This window comes from Mammaliicoccus sp. P-M59 (assembly GCF_022386135.1).
In the GTDB taxonomy this organism is placed as follows: domain Bacteria; phylum Bacillota; class Bacilli; order Staphylococcales; family Staphylococcaceae; genus Mammaliicoccus; species Mammaliicoccus sciuri_A.
Genome location: NZ_JAJNJJ010000003.1, coordinates 105,198 through 125,572, shown reverse-complemented (window position 1 = coordinate 125,572; position 20,375 = coordinate 105,198). Strand labels below are relative to the sequence as shown.

20 protein-coding genes are annotated in these 20,375 nt (G+C 31.8%); 7 read left to right on the top strand and 13 right to left on the bottom strand.

Features of this window, described 5'->3' with window-relative positions:
- Nucleotides 1-29: 29 nt before the first annotated feature.
- Both LQ617_RS06870 and ytxJ read right to left on the bottom strand, forming a co-directional pair.
- Entirely contained in the window at nucleotides 30-1,151 is a 1,122-nt protein-coding gene (locus LQ617_RS06870; protein WP_239740044.1) for a glycerate kinase, read from the bottom strand.
- 100 nt (nucleotides 1,152-1,251) lie between these two features.
- Nucleotides 1,252-1,572 carry a bacillithiol system redox-active protein YtxJ gene (ytxJ, locus tag LQ617_RS06865; RefSeq protein ID WP_025905425.1) on the bottom strand — a complete coding sequence of 107 codons (321 nt, stop codon included), beginning with the start codon at nucleotides 1,570-1,572 and terminating at the stop codon, nucleotides 1,252-1,254.
- Nucleotides 1,573-1,748: 176 nt separating this feature from the next.
- On the opposite strand from ytxJ, the gene LQ617_RS06860 reads away from it, so the two are divergent.
- Nucleotides 1,749-1,982 carry a hypothetical protein gene (locus LQ617_RS06860; RefSeq protein ID WP_126476664.1) on the top strand — a complete coding sequence of 78 codons (234 nt, stop codon included), beginning with the start codon at nucleotides 1,749-1,751 and terminating at the stop codon, nucleotides 1,980-1,982.
- Between the two features lie 43 nt (nucleotides 1,983-2,025).
- On the opposite strand, the gene LQ617_RS06855 is transcribed toward LQ617_RS06860, so the two are convergent.
- Nucleotides 2,026-2,913, bottom strand: coding sequence for an EMYY motif lipoprotein (locus LQ617_RS06855; protein ID WP_037588729.1), 888 nt, complete (start codon nucleotides 2,911-2,913; stop codon nucleotides 2,026-2,028).
- Nucleotides 2,914-3,009: 96 nt separating this feature from the next.
- Here LQ617_RS06855 and LQ617_RS06850 point away from each other — a divergent pair, with 96 nt between their 5' ends.
- Both LQ617_RS06850 and murB read left to right on the top strand, forming a co-directional pair.
- Nucleotides 3,010-3,531, top strand: a complete 522-nt coding sequence (locus LQ617_RS06850; protein WP_159315306.1) for a GrpB family protein — start codon at nucleotides 3,010-3,012, stop codon at nucleotides 3,529-3,531.
- A 69-nt stretch (nucleotides 3,532-3,600) separates the two neighbouring features.
- A complete protein-coding gene (murB, locus tag LQ617_RS06845; protein WP_025905421.1) occupies nucleotides 3,601-4,518 on the top strand; it encodes a UDP-N-acetylmuramate dehydrogenase in 918 nt (305 codons plus the stop codon).
- A gap of 486 nt (nucleotides 4,519-5,004) precedes the next feature.
- Here murB and LQ617_RS06840 read toward each other — a convergent pair whose 3' ends face one another.
- The 8 genes from LQ617_RS06840 to nrdI all read right to left on the bottom strand — a co-directional run bounded on the left by LQ617_RS06840 (nucleotide 5,005) and on the right by nrdI (nucleotide 13,028).
- Nucleotides 5,005-6,042, bottom strand: coding sequence for a ferrated catecholamine ABC transporter substrate-binding lipoprotein SstD (locus LQ617_RS06840; RefSeq protein WP_159315307.1), 1,038 nt, complete (start codon nucleotides 6,040-6,042; stop codon nucleotides 5,005-5,007).
- Between the two features lie 102 nt (nucleotides 6,043-6,144).
- Nucleotides 6,145-6,945: an iron ABC transporter ATP-binding protein gene (locus LQ617_RS06835; RefSeq protein WP_204252723.1), complete on the bottom strand. Its 801-nt coding sequence runs from the start codon at nucleotides 6,943-6,945 to the stop codon at nucleotides 6,145-6,147.
- Nucleotides 6,942-7,907 carry an iron chelate uptake ABC transporter family permease subunit gene (locus LQ617_RS06830; protein ID WP_126476668.1) on the bottom strand — a complete coding sequence of 322 codons (966 nt, stop codon included), beginning with the start codon at nucleotides 7,905-7,907 and terminating at the stop codon, nucleotides 6,942-6,944. Before LQ617_RS06830 ends, LQ617_RS06835 begins: the two co-directional genes overlap by 4 nt.
- Complete coding sequence (locus LQ617_RS06825) at nucleotides 7,897-8,868, bottom strand: ABC transporter permease (protein ID WP_025905417.1); 972 nt, start codon at nucleotides 8,866-8,868, stop codon at nucleotides 7,897-7,899. Before LQ617_RS06825 ends, LQ617_RS06830 begins: the two co-directional genes overlap by 11 nt.
- A 126-nt stretch (nucleotides 8,869-8,994) precedes the next feature.
- A complete protein-coding gene (locus LQ617_RS06820) occupies nucleotides 8,995-9,411 on the bottom strand; it encodes a FixH family protein (protein WP_025905416.1) in 417 nt (138 codons plus the stop codon).
- A 150-nt stretch (nucleotides 9,412-9,561) separates the two neighbouring features.
- Complete coding sequence (gene nrdF, locus LQ617_RS06815) at nucleotides 9,562-10,533, bottom strand: class 1b ribonucleoside-diphosphate reductase subunit beta (RefSeq protein ID WP_025905415.1); 972 nt, start codon at nucleotides 10,531-10,533, stop codon at nucleotides 9,562-9,564.
- A gap of 28 nt (nucleotides 10,534-10,561) precedes the next feature.
- Nucleotides 10,562-12,667 (bottom strand): class 1b ribonucleoside-diphosphate reductase subunit alpha, encoded by a 2,106-nt coding sequence (nrdE, locus tag LQ617_RS06810; RefSeq protein WP_107576950.1) that lies wholly within the window; start codon nucleotides 12,665-12,667, stop codon nucleotides 10,562-10,564.
- A complete protein-coding gene (gene nrdI, locus LQ617_RS06805; RefSeq protein WP_037588716.1) occupies nucleotides 12,630-13,028 on the bottom strand; it encodes a class Ib ribonucleoside-diphosphate reductase assembly flavoprotein NrdI in 399 nt (132 codons plus the stop codon). The genes nrdE and nrdI overlap by 38 nt, the downstream gene beginning before the upstream one ends.
- Before the next feature lie 375 nt (nucleotides 13,029-13,403).
- Between nrdI and LQ617_RS06800 the strand changes: the two genes are divergently transcribed.
- The 4 genes from LQ617_RS06800 to LQ617_RS06785 all read left to right on the top strand — a co-directional run bounded on the left by LQ617_RS06800 (nucleotide 13,404) and on the right by LQ617_RS06785 (nucleotide 18,607).
- On the top strand, nucleotides 13,404-14,288 hold the full coding sequence (locus LQ617_RS06800) for a DMT family transporter (RefSeq protein WP_037588714.1): 885 nt from the start codon (nucleotides 13,404-13,406) through the stop codon (nucleotides 14,286-14,288).
- Nucleotides 14,288-14,788 carry a preQ(1) synthase gene (queF, locus tag LQ617_RS06795; RefSeq protein WP_037588713.1) on the top strand — a complete coding sequence of 167 codons (501 nt, stop codon included), beginning with the start codon at nucleotides 14,288-14,290 and terminating at the stop codon, nucleotides 14,786-14,788. The genes LQ617_RS06800 and queF overlap by 1 nt, the downstream gene beginning before the upstream one ends.
- A 296-nt stretch (nucleotides 14,789-15,084) precedes the next feature.
- Nucleotides 15,085-16,599, top strand: coding sequence for a peptide MFS transporter (locus LQ617_RS06790; RefSeq protein WP_037588711.1), 1,515 nt, complete (start codon nucleotides 15,085-15,087; stop codon nucleotides 16,597-16,599).
- A 505-nt stretch (nucleotides 16,600-17,104) separates the two neighbouring features.
- Nucleotides 17,105-18,607 carry a peptide MFS transporter gene (locus LQ617_RS06785; protein WP_239740043.1) on the top strand — a complete coding sequence of 501 codons (1,503 nt, stop codon included), beginning with the start codon at nucleotides 17,105-17,107 and terminating at the stop codon, nucleotides 18,605-18,607.
- Nucleotides 18,608-18,646: 39 nt separating this feature from the next.
- Here LQ617_RS06785 and LQ617_RS06780 read toward each other — a convergent pair whose 3' ends face one another.
- Complete coding sequence (locus LQ617_RS06780; protein WP_239740042.1) at nucleotides 18,647-19,228, bottom strand: 5' nucleotidase, NT5C type; 582 nt, start codon at nucleotides 19,226-19,228, stop codon at nucleotides 18,647-18,649.
- A 64-nt stretch (nucleotides 19,229-19,292) separates the two neighbouring features.
- Entirely contained in the window at nucleotides 19,293-20,360 is a 1,068-nt protein-coding gene (gene hisC, locus LQ617_RS06775; RefSeq protein ID WP_239740041.1) for a histidinol-phosphate transaminase, read from the bottom strand.
- Nucleotides 20,361-20,375: the final 15 nt, after the last annotated feature.

The following is a 20,375-nucleotide window of genomic DNA, read 5'->3' as shown; positions in this document are numbered from 1 at the left end:
GACAATTACAGTGTCTCAGGCTCTTATTTTTATATATTAGCTTTTAATAATCTTAGCGATTGTGTTGTTAAATGTCTTAAAGCTATACCTAATTCTAAATCACTCATTGAATATTGATCTTTATTAAATACTTTATACATTGCTATTACATCTTGTTCTAAGTATTGATCAAACTTTTCATCTGTTGCGCATATCGCGATATTTACTTTTTGATATTTATTACAAAGTTCAGCAATTCTAACAGATGTCGTTTCTAACAATTGTTGATTAGGCTTCAAACCTTCACCGAATACGATTAAGTCAGCTTGTTCAATCAACTTATCTAAATAAGTAAGCTCATTTACGACATCTCCACCTGTAACAAGTTGCGCGTCCCATAGACTATTAAACAAGGCAGCTAAGCCACTTCCTGCACCACCGCGTTCTTCTTTACCTAATAAGATTTTATGTTGGCTCTTAAATAGTTCACTTATATACCATAAAGCATTATCAATTGAGACAGCATCTTCAACAGCAATTTGATTGATTGCTTGCTCTTTCATGATGCGACTATTCTTACCATAATACTTCGATTCAAAGTCTGTTATCACTTTGATATTTTTATCTTTTAACCTTTTATCTAAATCATATAAATCAATTGTTCTTATATATTTAATCCATTTAGCACCTTTACTAACATCTATAAAACTACCTTCAGCATCAAAGAATTTAGCACCTAATGCTTGTAACATACCAAGTCCACCGTCGTAACTCGCAACATCACCGACTGAAATTAGCATCTCTTTGCTGTCTTCATTCAGCGCTTCTAAAATCACTTCTCCTAGTCCAAATGATGAAGTTTCAAGTGGTTTAATAATATCCTCACTTGACGTTAAGACTTTACCCGCTTCTATAACGATGATATCTTTCTCTGTTACTACATATGAAGACGACTTTGGTCTCATATAAGCGTCATGATGATCCACTGAATATTTAGTGCCAGATTGCCATAATAATACTGAATCTATAACTTCTCTTTGACCATTAAATAATGGGACTTGTACTATATCTGCTTCATTAAATTGAGACTTTATTGCTTCTTCGACAAATCGATTTGCATGGTAACTAGATAAAATACTATCAAACTCATCCATCGCAACTAATACTCTCATAATTTTCACCTCATGCTTTTTATCTTAATTCATTATACTGTTTTTTACTTCAATTAACAAAAAACAAACAGTCCAATCAGACTGTTTGCATATGTTTCACTTACTCTTCTGCTTTCGATAAACTTGCGACTGTGATATTTTCATGATCTGCATCCCATTCAGCGTTACCATTAACAAAGTAAAATGCTTGTGGGGATTCATGTTTGATTCCAGTTTTATCAGCTATATAATCAGACAATTCTCTTTCTTCTTGAACAATTAAGTAATAACCATCCATATCTCTTTCATATAAGAATTTGTTAAATTGATCATATGCACTTGCTGAAATAGGACAAGTACTGCTATGTTTCATAACAAATACGTTTGGATTATCATTGAGTACTTTTTCAAATTGATCGATGGAAGTTAATTTCACGACCATTTTAATTCACCTCTATCATAATTTAACCAATACAATTGAACACTATATCATTTATCCATTTATATGGCAAATTCTATTTTTAATAATTATCTTTATTATCTTTACCCGTAATCTATAATATTAACCACAAGACAATTTTGGTATACTTGTTTATATATATTAAGGAGGTGCGAAATTTGTCCAAAAATACTTCACCCGTACTTATTAAAAGATGGGGTATGATTGATACGATCAATGCATGTTTACTTATTATTTCTGTCTTATTTTTATTTGATTTTAAAAACCAACCTGCATTATCGTATATTCTTGTAATAGCATTTTCTATATGGTTCATTTCACTTATAGGTAAAAATATATATTTATCAAAGCGCAACAAAGACAAACCTAAAGATACAATTGATAAGCAATAAAATAAAACACACCGATTACATAAAACAATGTATTTGGTGTGTTTTATTTATCTAGTCTATCTATCGCTTTGTTGTACTTTTCATCTTTACCTAAGTAACTAAATTGCGAACTTACGCCATTTTGTACTTGGACTTTTTGAAGTTTATCTTCAATAAGAATACCTTTTTTACGTTCTTTATAGTAATTAATTAAAGTATAATACACTTCAATTTGAGCTTGTCTCATCTCATTAACACGTTTAGATGAAATATTCGTTTGATTCAGTGATTTAATGTTTTTAGAAAATAGCGGGATAATATCTTTCTCAATATAGTCCGCTCTATCTTGCACATTTTGAGTATCATTTAAATATTTAGCTTTCGTACTTAATTCTTCACTATTCTTATCAATAACAGAAACAAGTGCATCATAATCTTCTTTATCTTCAGGATTATTTTTAGCTAATTTAGCATTTTTCTCTGCATCTGATTTATTCTGTTCGAATACATCTGTATAGTCTAATATTTTCTCATTAGATTGGATGGATTGTTTAAATAATGAAATGTACTCATTTAATTCTTCTAACGTTTTTTCTTTCTTTGCTATATTACTCATGTAAATATTATGAGCATCTTGAACCTCATTTGTGCTTACATTTATATTATGAGCTTGTTTACTAAGATCTTTAACTTCAGGTATAATTTGCTTTTCAAGTTTATCTTGAAGTTCATTCAATTCTTTGCGTTTTTCAACTGTTACTTCCGTACCAATAAGTTGATCTAACTGATTTAATCTTAATTTATCTATATCTTTCAGAATTGAATTCTCTTTTTTATAAATAGGTTTCATTTCCCTTTTATACTTTTGAAGATCTGAATGTAATTCGTTACCACAAGCTGCAATAATTAAAACAAGAACAAATATCATTAAATAAAATAATTTAATTTTCATCATTGCACCCCTGTTTCACTTGTATTATACATAATTTCATGGATAATGAAAATGTTATATAGTATATTCATGCATGGATTTTAGAAAGGAGCTATTATGCTTAAACTTCCACAACCCTTTATTCAACTACAATCATCAGATGATTTTAAACTAAATTTTGAAAGTATTCAACAATTATTAATACATTTACTTGATACGCCAGTGATAGATGTATTCCATATCGGTGGTACGAAACAAACACAATATGTTACAGAACCTATCGTAGATGTACTTGTTACAGTTAAGTCTCTTCACGATATAACAAGCCTTGATGAAAAAAGACTCAATTATCACCGCATATATCGATTACATAATGGTTACAATAAAAAAGTCATGATGGCTCAATTCCAAGACATGATAAGCTTGAAGCAAACAGCACGTTTACATATTGTTGAACAAAACAATCAAATGTTATATGATTATTTAACTGTAGAGTCACTTTTAACAAATGATACAGATGTCATAAAAACATTTGAATCATTTAAGAAAGCTGCTTTACTTGAAGCAAATAGTATAAAAGATTACGAAGCTCAAAAACAAAAATGGTTTCAACAACTTGTTCAAAAACATAAAAAATAACCCATTCGCTTAAGATGATAAATCTTGATATAATAATGTGAGAGCATAATACAGAAAGGACGTCGTGCGTTGGAGAATCATACAATTTTGGAGGAGCTTTCTAAATTTCTCCCAAAATCCCTTATAAAAGTAAATGAGCCACTTAAAAAATATACTTTCACAAAAACTGGTGGCAATGCAGATTTCTACTTATCACCTACTTCTTATACAGAAGTACAAAAGATAATAGAATTTGCTTATAACAATCAAATTCCACTTACATTTTTGGGGAATGGTTCTAATATTATCATCCGTGATGGTGGTATAAGAGGAATTGTTATAAGCTTATTACAATTCGATCAAATAACGGTGAAAAATCAATCTATTACATGTGGAAGCGGTGCAGCAATTATTGATGTTTCAAGACGTGCTAGAGATCACCATTTAACTGGTTTAGAATTTGCCTGTGGTATACCTGGATCTGTCGGTGGCGCAGTATATATGAACGCTGGTGCATATGGCGGTGAAGTCAAAGATTGTATCGACCATATTAAAGCAGTCGATGATACTGGTCAGTTGCATATCATTAAAGGTGAAGACTTAGAATTGGACTATCGTACAAGTATTGTTCAACGTAAACACCTAGTCGTACTAGAAGCAACTTTTAAATTGCAAGATGGTGATATTCATTCCATTCAAGCGACTATGGATGATCTTACACAACGTCGTGAAGATAAACAGCCTTTAGAATACCCTTCATGCGGAAGTGTGTTCCAAAGACCACCAAACCACTTCGCAGGTAAACTTATTCAAGATGCTGAATTACAAGGCCATAGAATAGGTGGTGTAGAAGTTTCTACCAAACATGCTGGATTTATCGTTAATGTTGATAACGGAACTGCTACAGACTATGAGAACATCATTAAACACGTTCAAAAAGTGGTTAAAGAAAAATTTGGTGTAGAACTTAAAAGAGAAGTTCGAATCATCGGAGAACCTTTAGAATAAGTAAAAAAGCATGGGACATCGCGTCCCATGCTTTTCTTATGTTGAAGGAGTCTTAGACTTTTATGGTATTTTTTGCGCATGCTTTCCGCGGGCATGTTCTCAGCCTGTAGTCTTCGAATCATGCTGTTCCCGCAGGAGTCAGCGCTAAAAAACAATTCTATATTTCTAATTAAGTTAAAATCTTAGTAACACTTCTCCTATAAATTGTTACTAACAGCATCCTTATTTACACTTCTCCCACGAAGTGTTACTAACGCACCTCTTATTTACACTTCTCCCACGAAGTGTTACTAACGCACCTCTTATTTACACTTCTCCCACAAAGTGTTACTAACGCACCTCTTATTTACACTTCTCCCACAAAGTGTTACTAACGCACCTCTTATTTACACTTCTCTCATAAAGTGTTACTAACAAACTCCCTTATTTACACTTTAATAGCGAAAAAAAGCATGGGACATCGCGTCCCATGCTTCTCTTATGTTATTATTCTAAACCTTTAATAACTTCGTCTACTTGTTTTTCAGTTGTTCTTACGCCACCTGAAGCTAAGTACCACAATTGTGCATCTACGTTAACAACTTTATTGTTTTTAACTGCATCTACATCTTTAATTACATCATTTGATAATGCTTGCTTAGCAGTTGATTTACCACCGATTGCTTGACCTCTGTCCATAGCATAGATGATTCCAGGGTTTTTCTCATTGATATATTCATAACTGATTGGTTGTCCGTGACTGCTTGCTTTAATATCTTTATCTACTGGTGTAACACCTAATACATCAAAGATTAAGCTACCAAATCTAGCTCCTGGACCGTATGTAGATAATTCACCTTCGTTAACTAATAAGTACATTGCTTTGTCGTCTGATTTTTTAGCTTTATCTTTAGCAGATTTTACTTTTTTATCTAAATCAGCATTTAATTCTTTTGCTTTGCTTTCTTTGTCGAAGATTTTACCTAAGTTAGTTGTGTTTTCTTCTACTGATTCTAAGTAATTGTTATCATCTGCGCCAATGTATAAACGTGCTGCATCTGGTGCTGCTTTTTTCAATTCATCTTGTACTTCAGTGCCAGCTGTACGACCAGAGAATAAGATTAAGTCTGGTTGAATTTCTGCAACTTTATCGTAGTTTACTTCTTTAACTGAACCTGTGTTTACAATGTCGTCACCTTTAAATGCATCTAAGAATTTTGGTAATGATGCGCCACCTTCACCTTTAGGTACACCTTTAACTGCATCTTTAGCACCTAAAGCTTCAACTGTATCTAAAGCACCGTAGTCTAATACTACAACTTTTTTAGGGTTAACAGGTACTTTTACTTTTTCTTCTACAGTTTTTGAATCACTGCCATCTTTCTTTTCTCCACGAACTTGATATTTCGATTGGATTTCTACTGTTTTAGACTCACTCTTAGTATCATCTTTTGATGATTTTTCTTTACTACTTGAATTACTTCCACATGCTACAAGTACAACTGACAATACTGCAATTAAAATAAAACTGAAAACTTTTTTCATTATCGATGTCTCTCCTTCAAATATTATGATAAATTATGTGTCCAAAACCCTATTGCCCAACAAACTACAAACATCACTCCTTTCAATGTGGTATCAATTTTGCTACATAGCTAATGTTTTAATTTCTTCTTCTTCGATGTATTCATCATCAAAATAGACACAAATACGTTGACCATTAATTTCTTGAATTTTAATTTCTAAGTCATAAATGTCACGTAATACATCTTCACAAATAACATCGTTTTTAATACCAGCGATTTCAACTTTACCTTCTTTGATCGCGATAATTCTATCTGAATAGCATGAAGCAAAATTAATATCATGTATAACGATTACGATTGTCTTGTTCATTTCTTTCACAAGTCTTCTTAAGATTTTCATAATCTGTACAGAATGTTTCATATCTAGATTGTTTAATGGTTCATCTAATAGAATGTATTCTGTATCTTGAGCTATCGTCATCGCGATATAAGCTCTTTGTCTTTGACCGCCTGATAGCTCACTTAAGTATTTATCTTGAATTTCAGTGAGTCCTAAATAATCTAGCGCTTTATCAATCATATCTTGATCGTCTTTTTTTAATTTACCTTTTGAATATGGAAATCTTCCGAAACTCACAAGTTGTCTTACTGAAATCTTAAGTTCTGTATGATTAGCTTGTTTTAAAATTGCTAGTTTCTTAGCAAGTTCATTACTTTTCATTGAAGCGATATCTTGATCGTCTATCGTAATTTTACCGTTATCTTTATCGATTAAGCGGCTTACCATAGCTAAGACCGTACTTTTACCTGCCCCGTTTGGACCAATGAATGATGTGATTTTCCCTTTTTCAATTTCTATATCTACTTCATCAACAACTTTATGATGATGATAAGCTTTTGTTAATCCTTCGACTTTAATCATGCTACATTACGCTCCTTTAAAATTAAGAATATAAAGTAAATGCCACCTATAAAGTTAATCATGATGCTGATTTCTGTATTACCTTCAAACACGTGCTCCACGACCCATTGACCTAAAAATAAGCTGATCCAACTGATGAGTATTGAAGCCGGTAATATGTATTTATGTTCGAATTCTTTGACGAATTCATGTGCTAAATTCACGACAAGTAGACCTAAAAATGTAATGGGTCCAACAAGTGCTGTTGAAATTGTGACAAGTAGTGCAACCATAACCATCAACCATCTCGTCACATTTGTATAATTAACACCGAGGTTAATAGCTTGATCTCGCCCTAATGACAATACATCTAAGTAGTTCTTTATCTTAAAAGCAATGAATATCATAATTAATAAAACAATGCCTGATATCGTAAGTAAACCTTCATTTATTGCACCAAAGCTTGCGAACATTGCACTTTGTATTGATAAGAATTCTTCAGGATCTATCATCATTTCAATAAAACTAGATAAACTTGAGAAGAAGGTTCCAAAAACAATACCTAGTAGTAATATGAAGAATACATTTTGATCTTTAGACCTAAACAATATTTGGAATAAGAATAAACTAAATAGAATCATACCTACCAATGTAATTAAAAAGTTAAGATGATTATTGAGTACGACAGTCGATGTTGAACCAAATAAAAATATTAAAGACGTTTTAATAAACATATAGACTGCATCTAAACCAATTATGGATGGTGTTAAAATTCTATTATTTGTGATTGTTTGGAAAATAACCGTCGAAACTGCAATACTGCCACCTACTAATAACATTGCGATAACTTTTCTAACACGTCCGGTTAATTGGTACTCCAATATATTAGGATTAATGTTATAAAGTAAATAAAGTGCTGCAATTAATAGCGTTAACACAGATAAAAGGATTAATTTATGTACGGGGGTTAATTTATTGAGCATTTCTAGAACGTCCTTTCATCAGCAATACTATAAATATGAAACTACCAATAACACCTATTGTTAAACCAATTGTAATTTCATAAGGGAATATAATTAATCTTCCAATAACATCACAAATCATCACAAACAATGCACCAAATACTGCTGTATGCGGCAATGCATTTTTCAAATGATCTCCTCTGAATATTGAAACTAAGTTAGGAATAATTAATCCTAAGAATGGCATCATACCAACTGTTACAACAACAAGTGCTGTAATAATTGATGCAATGATAAGTCCAATATTGACGACTTTTTGATAATTAAGTCCTAAATTCACACTGAAATCTTTACCCATACCAGCAATCGTGAATTGATTCGCAAATATAAACGCTAAAATCAATAACGGAATACTAATGTAAAGAATTTCATATCTACCACTTGTAATGATTGAGAAATTACCTTGCATAAAATTACCAATACTTTGTACAGCATTTGTACGTAATGCAACAAAAGAAGAAAAACTCGACACAATGTTTCCGAGCATGATACCAACTAACGGTATAAAAATAACATCTTTAAATTGAATTCTACGGAGAATTTGCATAAATAGCATTGTTCCAAATAAGCTTAATAATGTAGCAAATAATAATTTAAGTAGTATATTGGCTTCTGGAAACGCGATAAGAGAAATTAATATACCTAATCTCGCCCAATCCATTGTCCCTGCAGTTGTTGGAGAAACGAATTTATTTCTTGTTAACTGTTGCATAATCAGTCCACAAATAGCTAATGAACTCCCTGAGATAATAATACTGACTGTTCTCGGAATTCTACTCGACACTAAAATGTTCTTCTGTTCGTCAGTTAAATTTAATATATGTAAAGGTTTTACTTCTGAAACACCTATAAAAATAGAGAAGAACGTTGCAATTACTAATAATATAATCAAAACATCTAAACGCATTAAAAACTTTCCCATGTCACACCCTACTTCTCTTTAGTTGATAACGATTATCATTATCTCTATTGTAATGAAGAATATGGCTAAATGCAATGCTATTTATAAAAAAGAGTGATGGAATTAAATTCCATCACTCTTTTATAATTATTTTATATTAATGTCTTTGTTTGGCATTGTGTGTTGATCTCTAGCAGTAACATGACTTGTTACATTGTATTGGCCCGCTTCTTTAAATTTATATTTTAAAGTATACACACCATCTTTATTTTCTTTTACTTTCTTCATTTCTGAAGATTTTTTATCCCCATCTTTAACGATTTCAAACATCACTTCATCTGCATCTTTTACTTTTTCATCACCAAGTGTCACTTTTGCAGAAAGCTCTACTTCTTCACCACTTTTAGCTTCTTTAGGCACATCTAAAGCGACTTCCAAAGCTTGAGGTTTATCAGAAGACTTATGTTCTGAATGATGGTGCTCATCCTCTTTCTTATCATTTCCACATGCTGCTAGCACAGAAATAACTAATACAGTTAATACCCCTAGTAATATTCTTTTCATGAATATAACCCACCTTTCAATATATTATCTTCATTATAAACAATAAATATCACATAAATTCCAATAAATATTGAAAAATATGTTAACTTTTGATTTCTCATAAAAAATAGCCTAGGACAAGATACATGTCCTAGACTACTACTTAATATTTTACTTTTCATCAAAGATGAAGTCTTCATCTTTAAGTGCTTCTACATTTAATGCTAGTACATAACCGTCACCTTTAACACTGAAGAAGTCATGGTTTTTAGTACTTGTATTTAATGCATTCTCAATAATTGGGTTGAACGCTTTTTCTTCGTAATATGGTTCAAAGCCTAAATTAGCTAATGCTTTATTCGCATTATATGTTACGTAGTTCATAACATCATTTGTTAATCCTATTTCATCATATAATGTTTTTGTATATTCGTATTCATTCTTATAAAGTAAATCAAGCATACGATACATTTCTCTATCCGCTTTAATTTGTTCGTCTTGTGACAATTCATTTTTTAAACTTTGTGCATCTAGTCCAGTAAATACACCGTGGATAGATTCATCTAGTAAAATTTTACGAATGATTTCTCCTGAAGTTGTCATACGGCCTTGTCCAGCTAAATATAATGGATAGTAGAAACCTGAGTAGAATAAGAATGTTTCTAAAAACACACTTGATACTCTAGCCATGTATTGATCATAAATTGAAGCTTCTTTACCCCATAATTTATGATAATTACCTACGATCATTTCTGATTTATATTTCAAGTGTGGTTCTTCAACAACCCACTTATCTAATAATTCATTTGTTTCACTAGATGGTAATAATGTCGTGAATATATGTGAATAACTTTTCGCATGTATTTGTTCCATCATACCCATAAATGAATACACTGCTTTTTTACGTAAGTCTTTCGTATGCATCATGATTAGAGGCATGCCATCATCAGCTTGATGTGTATCTAATCCAGTAAGACCAGCTAATGCCTTTTTAAAAGCATTTTTTTCAGGTTCTGTTAATGTTTCCCAACTTGCTATATCTTTAGATACTTTAAATTCTGACTCAACCCACATTTGTGAGATGTTTTGACGCCAAAACATATTCGTCATATCTTCTTGTGTATTCCAATTTACTGCCTTCATATTAGATCTCCTATCTTAATTAAATTGATTAGATTGCGCAACTTGTACATTCTTCAACGCTTAATAATTTATTTCGTGTATAGTAAAGTGATTTTAAGCCTTTATGGTGAGCATATACGTATAATCTTGAAAGTTCACGTGTTGAAATCTCTGAATTTACATATAAAATTGTAGAAATACCTTGGTCTACATGCTCTTGAATCGTTGCAATTAAATCAATTAATTTCATTTGATCTGTATTAAATGCTGATTTGTAATACCACATTGTTTCAGGTGATAAGAATGGCATTGGGTAAAATGTTTCTGCATTACCATATGTTCTTCTTTCAATTTGGTCAACAATTGGCATAACAGAACTTGTCGCATTTTGTACATATGAAATACTTTGTGTTGGTGCAATAGCAAGTCTATATGCATGGTATAAACCATGTTCTTTAACAGCTTCTGCTAATGCTTTCCAATCTTCTGCAGTTGGAATATCGAAACCTTCAAATAATGCCGCAACATTATCGTATTCAGGTTTAATATCTTGTTGGATATATTTTTCAAAGTATTTACCTGAAGCGTAATCAGATTTGTCGAAATCTACATATGTTTCTTGTCTTTCTTTCGCAATTTCCATTGAACGTTCAATAGAATAGTAGTTCATCATCATGAAGAAGACATTTGCGAAGTCTTTAGCTTGCTCTGATTCATAACCAATTTTGTTTTTAGCTAAGAAACCGTGTAAGTTCATAACACCTAAACCTACAGAATGTAACTCATTGTTTGCTTTTCTTACACCTGGTGCATTTTTAATATCTGTATCATCAGATACAACTGTTAAAGCATCCATACCAATATGTACAGAATCACGGAATTTCTTAGATTCCATCACGTTTACAATATTTAATGAACCTAAGTTACAAGAAATATCACGTTTGATTTCATCTTCAGTTCCATAATCGTTAATAATTGACGTTTCTTGTAATTGGAATATTTCTGTACATAAGTTACTCATTTTGATTTGTCCGATATTAGAGTTAGGATGTACTTTATTCGCATTATCTTTAAACATCAAATAAGGATAACCTGATTGTAATTGCGTTTGAGCAATTGTATTTAACATATCACGTGCATCTTTAGCTTTTTTAATGATATTAGGATTTGCAACTAGCTCATCATAATATTCATCAAGATTAATATCATCTAGTGTCACACCATATTCACGTTCAACAGTATGTGGTGCAAACATATAGAAATCTTTACCTTCTTTAGCTAAATCAAAGAATTTAGATGGAACGATTAAACCAGTAGAAATAGTAGATAATCTAATATCTTCATCTGCGTTCACTTTTTTAGTATCTAAGAATTCTAATACATCATAATGGAAGATGTTTAAGTATACTGCACCCGCACCAGGTCTTTGGCCAAGTTGATCAGCATAACTAAAGCCACCTTCAAGTGATTTAGCAACTGGTAATACCCCTTTAGCGACACCTTTAATGCCTTTAATAGCTTCACCACGTGCACGTAATTTAGATAAGTTGATTGCTACACCGCCACCAATTTTACTCAATTGTTTAGCTGTTGAATCAATAAAGTTAATTGAATTTAAGCTATCATCTACTTCTAATAGGAAACAACTTACTAACTCCCCACGTCTAGCTCTACCAGCATTTAAGAAAGTTGGTGTTGCAGGTTGAATACGTTGTTCAATCATACCTTCAACAAATTGTTTAGCTTGTTCAACATTACCTTTAGCTAAATATAAAGAAACAATAATAACGTGTTCTTTATATGTTTCAAGGTATTCTGATTTATCATTAGTCTTCAAAGCGTAATCTTTGAAGAACTTACTAGCTGACATGTAACTTGCAAATTGAAAAGGAATTGAATCTGCAAACTGGTTAATCTCTTTTAATGATGCCTCACTATATTCTTTAAATAAGTCATAATAAAAGTCTTGTTCAACTAAAAAGTGTAAGCGTTCAATAGGATCATTGAATTGAATTGTTTTTTCTGCAATTTCTTCTAAATATACTTCTAATGCTTCTTGATCTTTTTCAATATCGAAAAAGCCGTCTTCTCTTCTCTTTGTTACTTTATTGTTTAATTCAATATGATTTTTCTTTTGCTTGTTTATCATTTTCATAGAGATTAACCACCTTTTCCTTAAATTCATCTGCTATAGCTTGGTTACCATGTAACTCAAATTTCATCAATAAAGGGACATGATATTGATTCGCGATTTCTTCACTAGCTTTCGCGAAATTCTGTCCCCAATTTCTATTTCCACTACCTGCTACTGCTTTAAGATTATGATGATTCACTTTCAAAAAATCTTGTACAGTATCAGGTACTTGGCCAAATCCAATTGTACCTGTAACCATTATAAATGGTTCATTTATTTCATTTGTCTTGTTTGCCTCAGTGAGAGCCATTGTGTCAGACAATCCTGCTCTCTGTATGAACCGTCGTACATTACCAGTTAAAGAGTAATAAATTATCTTCATAAACTTTCACCTACCACATGTAAATGCTTATTCAACTGTATAAATGAAATAAAAAATACAAAAAAATGAACACTTTATTCATTTTTATTTCAAATGCACAAAACACAAGATATAGTGTTACGTTTTATAAGCACATACTATATTATGTGATTCATTATAGCACTTTAAATGATTCATAACACTTATAATACCTTATTTTTTTAAAAAAAATAGGGTTGACTTTCTTCTTGTTTCGACTAAGCGTTGCTATATCAACATTTGAAAATTGCTTTCATAAAAATTTATTTGTCGAAAACAATCACCGAACAATTCATATACTTTTTAAAGTGAATTATGATAATATATGTTCATTGATAAAAAATAGAAGGTGTTTACATGAATTCCACAGTAAAAGGAATAATTGCAATACTCATTTCTTCGATTGGTTTTAGTTTAATGGCAGTATTCTTCAGATTATCTGGTGACTTACCAGTTTTTCAAAAATCACTTTTCAGAAATCTCATCGCAATGATTGTACCGATTTACTTTGTCATGAAGTATAGAGCACCATTTTTCGGTAAATTAGAAAATCAACCGTTACTCATTTTACGCTCTACACTTGGACTTATTGGTGTATTACTCAATATTTATGCGATTGATCACATGGTTTTAAGTGATGCGGATATGTTAATGAAATTAAACCCATTCTGGACTATACTACTTTGCGCGATATTTTTAAATGAAAAAGCACGCAAATATCAAGTAATTGCAATGATTGTAGCGATTCTTGGTGCATTGTTTATAATTAAGCCTACATTTGATTCAGATATGATGCCAGCAATTATCGGTTTATTATCTGGAATTTTTGCTGCAGGTGCATATACTGCCCTACGACCTTTAGGACAACGTGAAAAATCATATACAACAGTATTTTACTTTTCATTCTTTTCTACGGTCGCATTAATTCCATTTGTCATCTTTACATTTGAACCAATGACACTTTCACAAGTCATCATATTATTGTTATCAGGTGTCTTTGCAACAGTTGGTCAATTTGGTATAACAATTGCCTATAGTTTCGCAGCAGCAAAAGATATTTCAATATTTGTATACGCATCTGTCATATTCAGTGCCATACTTGGTTTCATCTTATTTAAAGAAATACCAGATTTACTCAGTTATCTAGGATACATTATTATATTCTTAGCAGGCTATTACATGTTCAAGAAAGCCCAAAGAAATCCTAAACCTAAAGAAGCAATTAATAAAGGAGAATCATAATGTCAGAGGGAAGAAACAAAGACGAATTAAAAGATATTACGTTATTAGGGAATCAAAACAATCAATATCATGATCAATACAAACCTGAAGTATTAGAAGTGTTCGACAATAAACATCAAGGTAGAGATTACTTTGTAAAATTCAATTGTCCAGAATTCACTTCTTTATGTCCTATCACTGGACAACCTGATTTTGCGACAATTTATATTTCTTATATACCAAACGTTAAAATGGTAGAATCTAAATCATTAAAATTATACTTATTCAGCTTTAGAAACCATGGTGATTTTCACGAAGATTGTATGAACGTTATTATGAATGATTTAATAGAATTAATGGATCCCCATTATATAGAAGTTTTAGGTAAATTCACGCCACGCGGAGGCATTTCTATAGACCCTTATACAAACTATGGAAGACCAGGTTCTAAATACGAAAAAATGGCAGAGTATCGTATGATGAACCACGATTTATATCCTGAAAATATAGACAACAGATAATAATTCAATATATAGCCGAGTCATATTCAACATGACTCGGCTTTTAATATACATAAATTTCACATTTCAAAACATATTACTCACCAATTAAGAAAACGCTTACAACTTTAAAAATTTGTTCACATTTATTTTAAGCCTTGCCACTATTGACGCTATTATTTTTAATAGTCATTATTGTAAGAATATTGTTAATCTTTACCTTGTGTTTATTTTGCGAAAGCATTACAATTTAACATGTGCTAATTTTAAGTACATCTATAAAATTGAATACAGTTTATTATGAGGGGAAGTAAAAAATGGGTAACAAACATTATACTAAAGAGGAAATTATCCAAAGTACACCACGTACAGGTTTCTTTGGTCATCCTAAAGGCTTGGCTACATTATTTCTTACCGAATTCTGGGAAAGATTTAGTTATTATGGAATGAAAGCTATTCTTGCCTACTACATTTACTATTCAGTAGCAAAAGGCGGCTTTGGTATTGATCAAGGTTTAGCACTTCAAATCGTCTCAATCTACGGTGCACTTGTTTATATGAGTGGTGTTATCGGTGGATGGATTGCTGATAGAATTACTGGTACACGTCATGCATTATTCTACGGTGGAATACTCATCATGATTGGTCACATCTTATTATCACTACCAAATAATTTTACATTGCTATTAATAGCGCTATTATTCTTAATTATTGGTACAGGATTATTGAAACCAAACATTTCTTCTACAGTAGGTTTATTATATGAAAAGAATGACCCAAGAATGGATTCAGCATTTACTATTTTCTACATGTCAATCAACTTAGGTGCTTTAATTTCACCATTATTAATCGGTTGGTTACAAGTAAACGTAGGCTTCCATGCTGGTTTTGCAGTAGCAGCAGTTGGTATGTTCATCGGTTTAATCATTTATTTCATCACAAACAAGAAATATTTAGGTTTAGCTGGTATCGAAGTACCCGATCCATTATCATCTTCTGAAAAGAAAAAAATGGTCAAAATTGTTGGTATCACTGTCGTAATTATCGCAATTGTTTGTTTCATCCTAAGTCTATTCGGACAATTAACATTGCCTAATTTCGCAAACTTTATTTCAATACTTGGTGTTGCTCTACCAATTTACTATTTCGTAAAAATTTCATTAAGTAAAAAGACGGAAGATTATGAACGTACACGTGTATATGCATATATACCATTATTCATTGCAGCAGTAGCATTCTGGATGATTCAAGAGCAAGGTTCTACAGTATTAGCACAATTTGCAGATACTAAGACACAATTAAGCATGGCTAAATTAACAGGTGGCGCAATTGATTTTAATATACCAGCAGCTTGGTTCCAATCACTTAACCCATTCTTCATCATTATTTTAGCACCAGTGTTCTCAGTATTATGGGTTAAATTAGGTAAATTCAACCCACCTACTGTTTATAAATTTGCAATAGGTGTATTCTTAGCAGGACTTTCATATATTATTATGGTCGTTCCATTATCAGATACATCAACATTAATTAACCCAGTTTGGTTATTTGCAAGTTTCTTATTAGTAACATTAGGTGAACTTTGTATTTCACCAATCGCATTATCAACAACGACTAAATTAGCACCAAAAGCATTCACAGCTCAAATGATGAGTGTTTGGTTCTTATCAAACGCTATGGCTCAAGGTTTGAATGCTCAAATGGTAAAAATTTATACAAGTATTAGTTCAAATGATTATTTCTTATACTCAGGTATATTCGCTATCATCATTTCAATCATCTTACTTGTAGCAAGTCCAAAAATTAAAACATTAATGGCCGGCGTAAAATAAGATCTAGCCAATTACGAGGTAAGGACAACAAAAGTTGTCCTTGCCTTTTTTAGTATTAAGAAAGTTTTGATTGGTGGGAGTTATAACGCTGTAACTTCCATTATTCTGAATTGTGGTAGTTAGAATCCTCTAACTTCCATTATTTCGAATTCTGGTAATTAGAACGCTGTAACTTCCATTATTTCGAATTCTGGTAGTTAGAATGCTCTAACTTCCATTTTTCTGAATTCTGGTAATTAGATATGCCCAATCTTACGGACATTTCTCGGAATTCTGTCCCTAACGACACAACTAAGATCCCACACATAAATCCTCCCCTCCCTATATCTGTTACACAATCAACTAATATGTGTAAAAATACTTATTATTGATATATTAATTATTTTAGAATATTCATAATATTAGAACTTATTAAAATTTTATTGAATTTACTAACATATAGGGTTAAAATGTTCTTTAAACTTACCTAACAATCGGGGGAAGTTTAGAAAGGAAGCGATTTTTTATGGGCAAAATGACGCGAGAGGAAATGGTTGAAACTGTCCCTCAATATGGATTTTTTGGACATCCTCGCGGCTTAGGTATATTGTTCTTTGTAGAATTTTGGGAACGTTTTAGTTATTATGGAATGCGTGCAATTTTACTGTATTATTTATACTTTACTGTCAGCCAAGGCGGACTAGGTTTAGATAAAGTTACAGCTCAACAAATTATGGCCATGTATGGTTCATTAATATTTATGACAGGTATATTAGGTGGTTGGGTAGCGGATAGATTACTCGGCTCTCGTAGATCATTAATGTACGGTGCAGTACTTATTATGCTAGGTCACTTAGTGTTATCTTTACCATTTGGTTTAGGTGCATTTCTTATTTCTATGATATTAATCATTGTAGGTTCGGGACTTATGAAACCTAACATTTCAAATGTTGTGGGTGGTTTATATCATAAGAATGATAATAGATTAGATGCAGGTTTTGTTATCTTTTATATGTCAGTTAATATGGGTGCTTTATTATCACCACTTATTATCGACAAAGTACGTGTAAGCGTTGGTTTCCACCAAGGATTCTCAATCGCAGCTTTCGGTATGCTTTTAGCTTTAGTAGCATACATTCTATTCCAAAAAAGAAGTCTTGGGGAAGTTGAAAATCATCCTTCTAACCCACTCAATCATAAAGAAAAAGTTAAATACGCTAAAATGTTTACATATAGTGCAATCGGTATTGTTATTCTTTTAGCTATTTTATATTTAACAGGTCATCTTACATTTAATTCAATCAGTTTAATTGTTTTAATTATCGGTATCGTTATACCATTTGTTTACTGGACAATTATGTATAGAAGCCCTGATATAGATCAAACAGAAAAATCAAGATTACTTGCGTATGTACCATTGTTCTTAGCTTCTGTTTTATTCTGGAGCATTCAAGAACAAGGATCAAACGTACTTGGTGTGTTCGCGCAAGAACATACACAATTAGATTTAAATGCATATGGTATTAATTTCGTGATACCAGCAGGTTGGTTCCAATCTATTAACCCAATCTTCATTGTTTTATTTGCACCAGTTATTTCATTCTTGTGGCAAAAATTAGGTAAATACAATCCTTCTACACCACTTAAATTTGTAATTGGTTTAGCATTTGCTGGTGTTTCATTTATTGCTATGATGATTGCAATGATGATGCAACAAGCAGAACTGATGAATCCAATTTGGTTAGTACTCAGCTTCTTCCTATGTGTTATTGGGGAATTATGTTTATCACCTACTGGATCAAGTGTTTCAGTTAAACTTGCACCAAAAGCCTTTTCAGCACAAATGCTTAGTCTTTGGTTCTTAACAAATGCAACAGCACAAGGTATTAACGGACAATTAGTTAAATTGATTGAGCCATTAGGTCAACAGAACTACTTTGGTTTAATCGGCGCAATCGCTATTGTTGTTTCACTTATTGTATTATCAATGACACCAAAAATTAAAAAACTTATGCAAGGCATACATTAAAGTAAAAGACATCAGCTTCCCAAGCTGATGTCTTTTACTTTATTTATATGATTCTGATAAAGATTCTTGTTGTTTATTATATTCCCCGTTTTCACCTAAGAAATATGCTTCTACTTCTGTCCAGTTTTGAACTTTTGGCCATTTATCAATATCAATATTATGATCTGCTGCATACATAATTGAATGATTATTGAAGCTTTCAAGTTGTTTAGGATTATCATCAATTAAATAATCTGTATTGACGATACCTTTATCTCCACAAAATACAAAGTGTTGAGGGTCTAAGAATGGCATATGTTCTCTTAGCCAAGCGTATTTATCTGCAAATGATGTTGGTACGTCCATCGCTGCTGTAACAATATAAACGTCATAGTATTCATTTAACTTCTGTACAACTTCTACAGCGTCTGGAAATACTTCTAAGTCTCTAAAAAATCCATCTTCTCTTAAAATACTTGTCAAAATACCTTGATGTTCAGGCATCATATTACGGATTTTAGTACCTTTAAGTTCTTCCATAGTAACATTAGAAGAAGTTTCTTCATTGTAACGTCTTAAAAGTTTTTTTATTGTGTCAGCTAGCACTTCATCCATATCGATACCAATTGTTTGCTTCGTCATTATACCTTCTCCTTTATATATCAATGTCTACTAGTATACCAAAGAACGTATTGCCTTTCCTTTATTACGAACTGTGTGTTTTAAAGAATTCTTCTAATACTTGTATCATCTTATCGTTATGTTCACTAAAGCCCATCGTAATACGTACACCATTTAGGAATGGTCTCGTAATAAAGCCTTCTTTTATTAAATAATCATATAATACTTGAGGTTCGTTTGTATTAACGTATATAAAGTTCGTTTGGCTATCATAAATATGTTCTTTAAAAGATGCATTTAAGAATTTTTCAATTTCATGACGATTCTTTGTTGTAATGTCTTTTAAGTAAGCTTGATCTTTAATTGCGGCATCTGCTGCAACAGCTGAAAGTGACGTTACATTGAATGGTAATCTGACAATATCTAATTGGTCTAATAATGATTCATTCGCGATTGCATAACCTATACGTTGTGCTGCTAATCCATACGCTTTAGAAAGTGTACGTAAGACAACGACTTGATTATATTTTGAAAGCAATTCTAAGCTATTTGGCATGTCTTCAGCAACAGCAAATTCTATATATGCTTCATCTATTAAAACGATAATATCATCTGGTACTTTTTGAATAAATGCTTCTATAGCATCATGAGGCAAATATGTACCTGTTGGGTTATTCGGATTACAAATCCAAATCAGTTTCGTTTTATCTGTAATTTGTTCATACATTGCATCTAAATCAAAATGTCCATCTTTAATTGGTGTTGTTTTAACTTGGGCACTTTCAATAATAGCATGATGTCTATACTGTCCAAATGTCATGTCACTCGTTAAAATTTCATCGTCTTTTTCAAGAACTGCTCTTGAAATAATCATGATTACTTCATCTAATCCTGAACCAAAGAATATTTGTTCTTTCTTCACATTGAGAAATGTACTTAATGTTTCTTTCACTTCAAATTGTTTCACTTCTGGATAGTAGAATAATTCGTCTAAATTAGCTTTGATTGCTTCTTTAACATTTGGTGAAGGACCATACAAATTCTCATTTGAAGCAAGTTTGACCATGTCTCCATCTATGCCGTACTTTTCTTTTAATTGTCTCGGAGATAACCCCGGTTGGTATGCTTGTAATTCACTTAATTGTTGCTTCATTTTTAGACCTCCAAG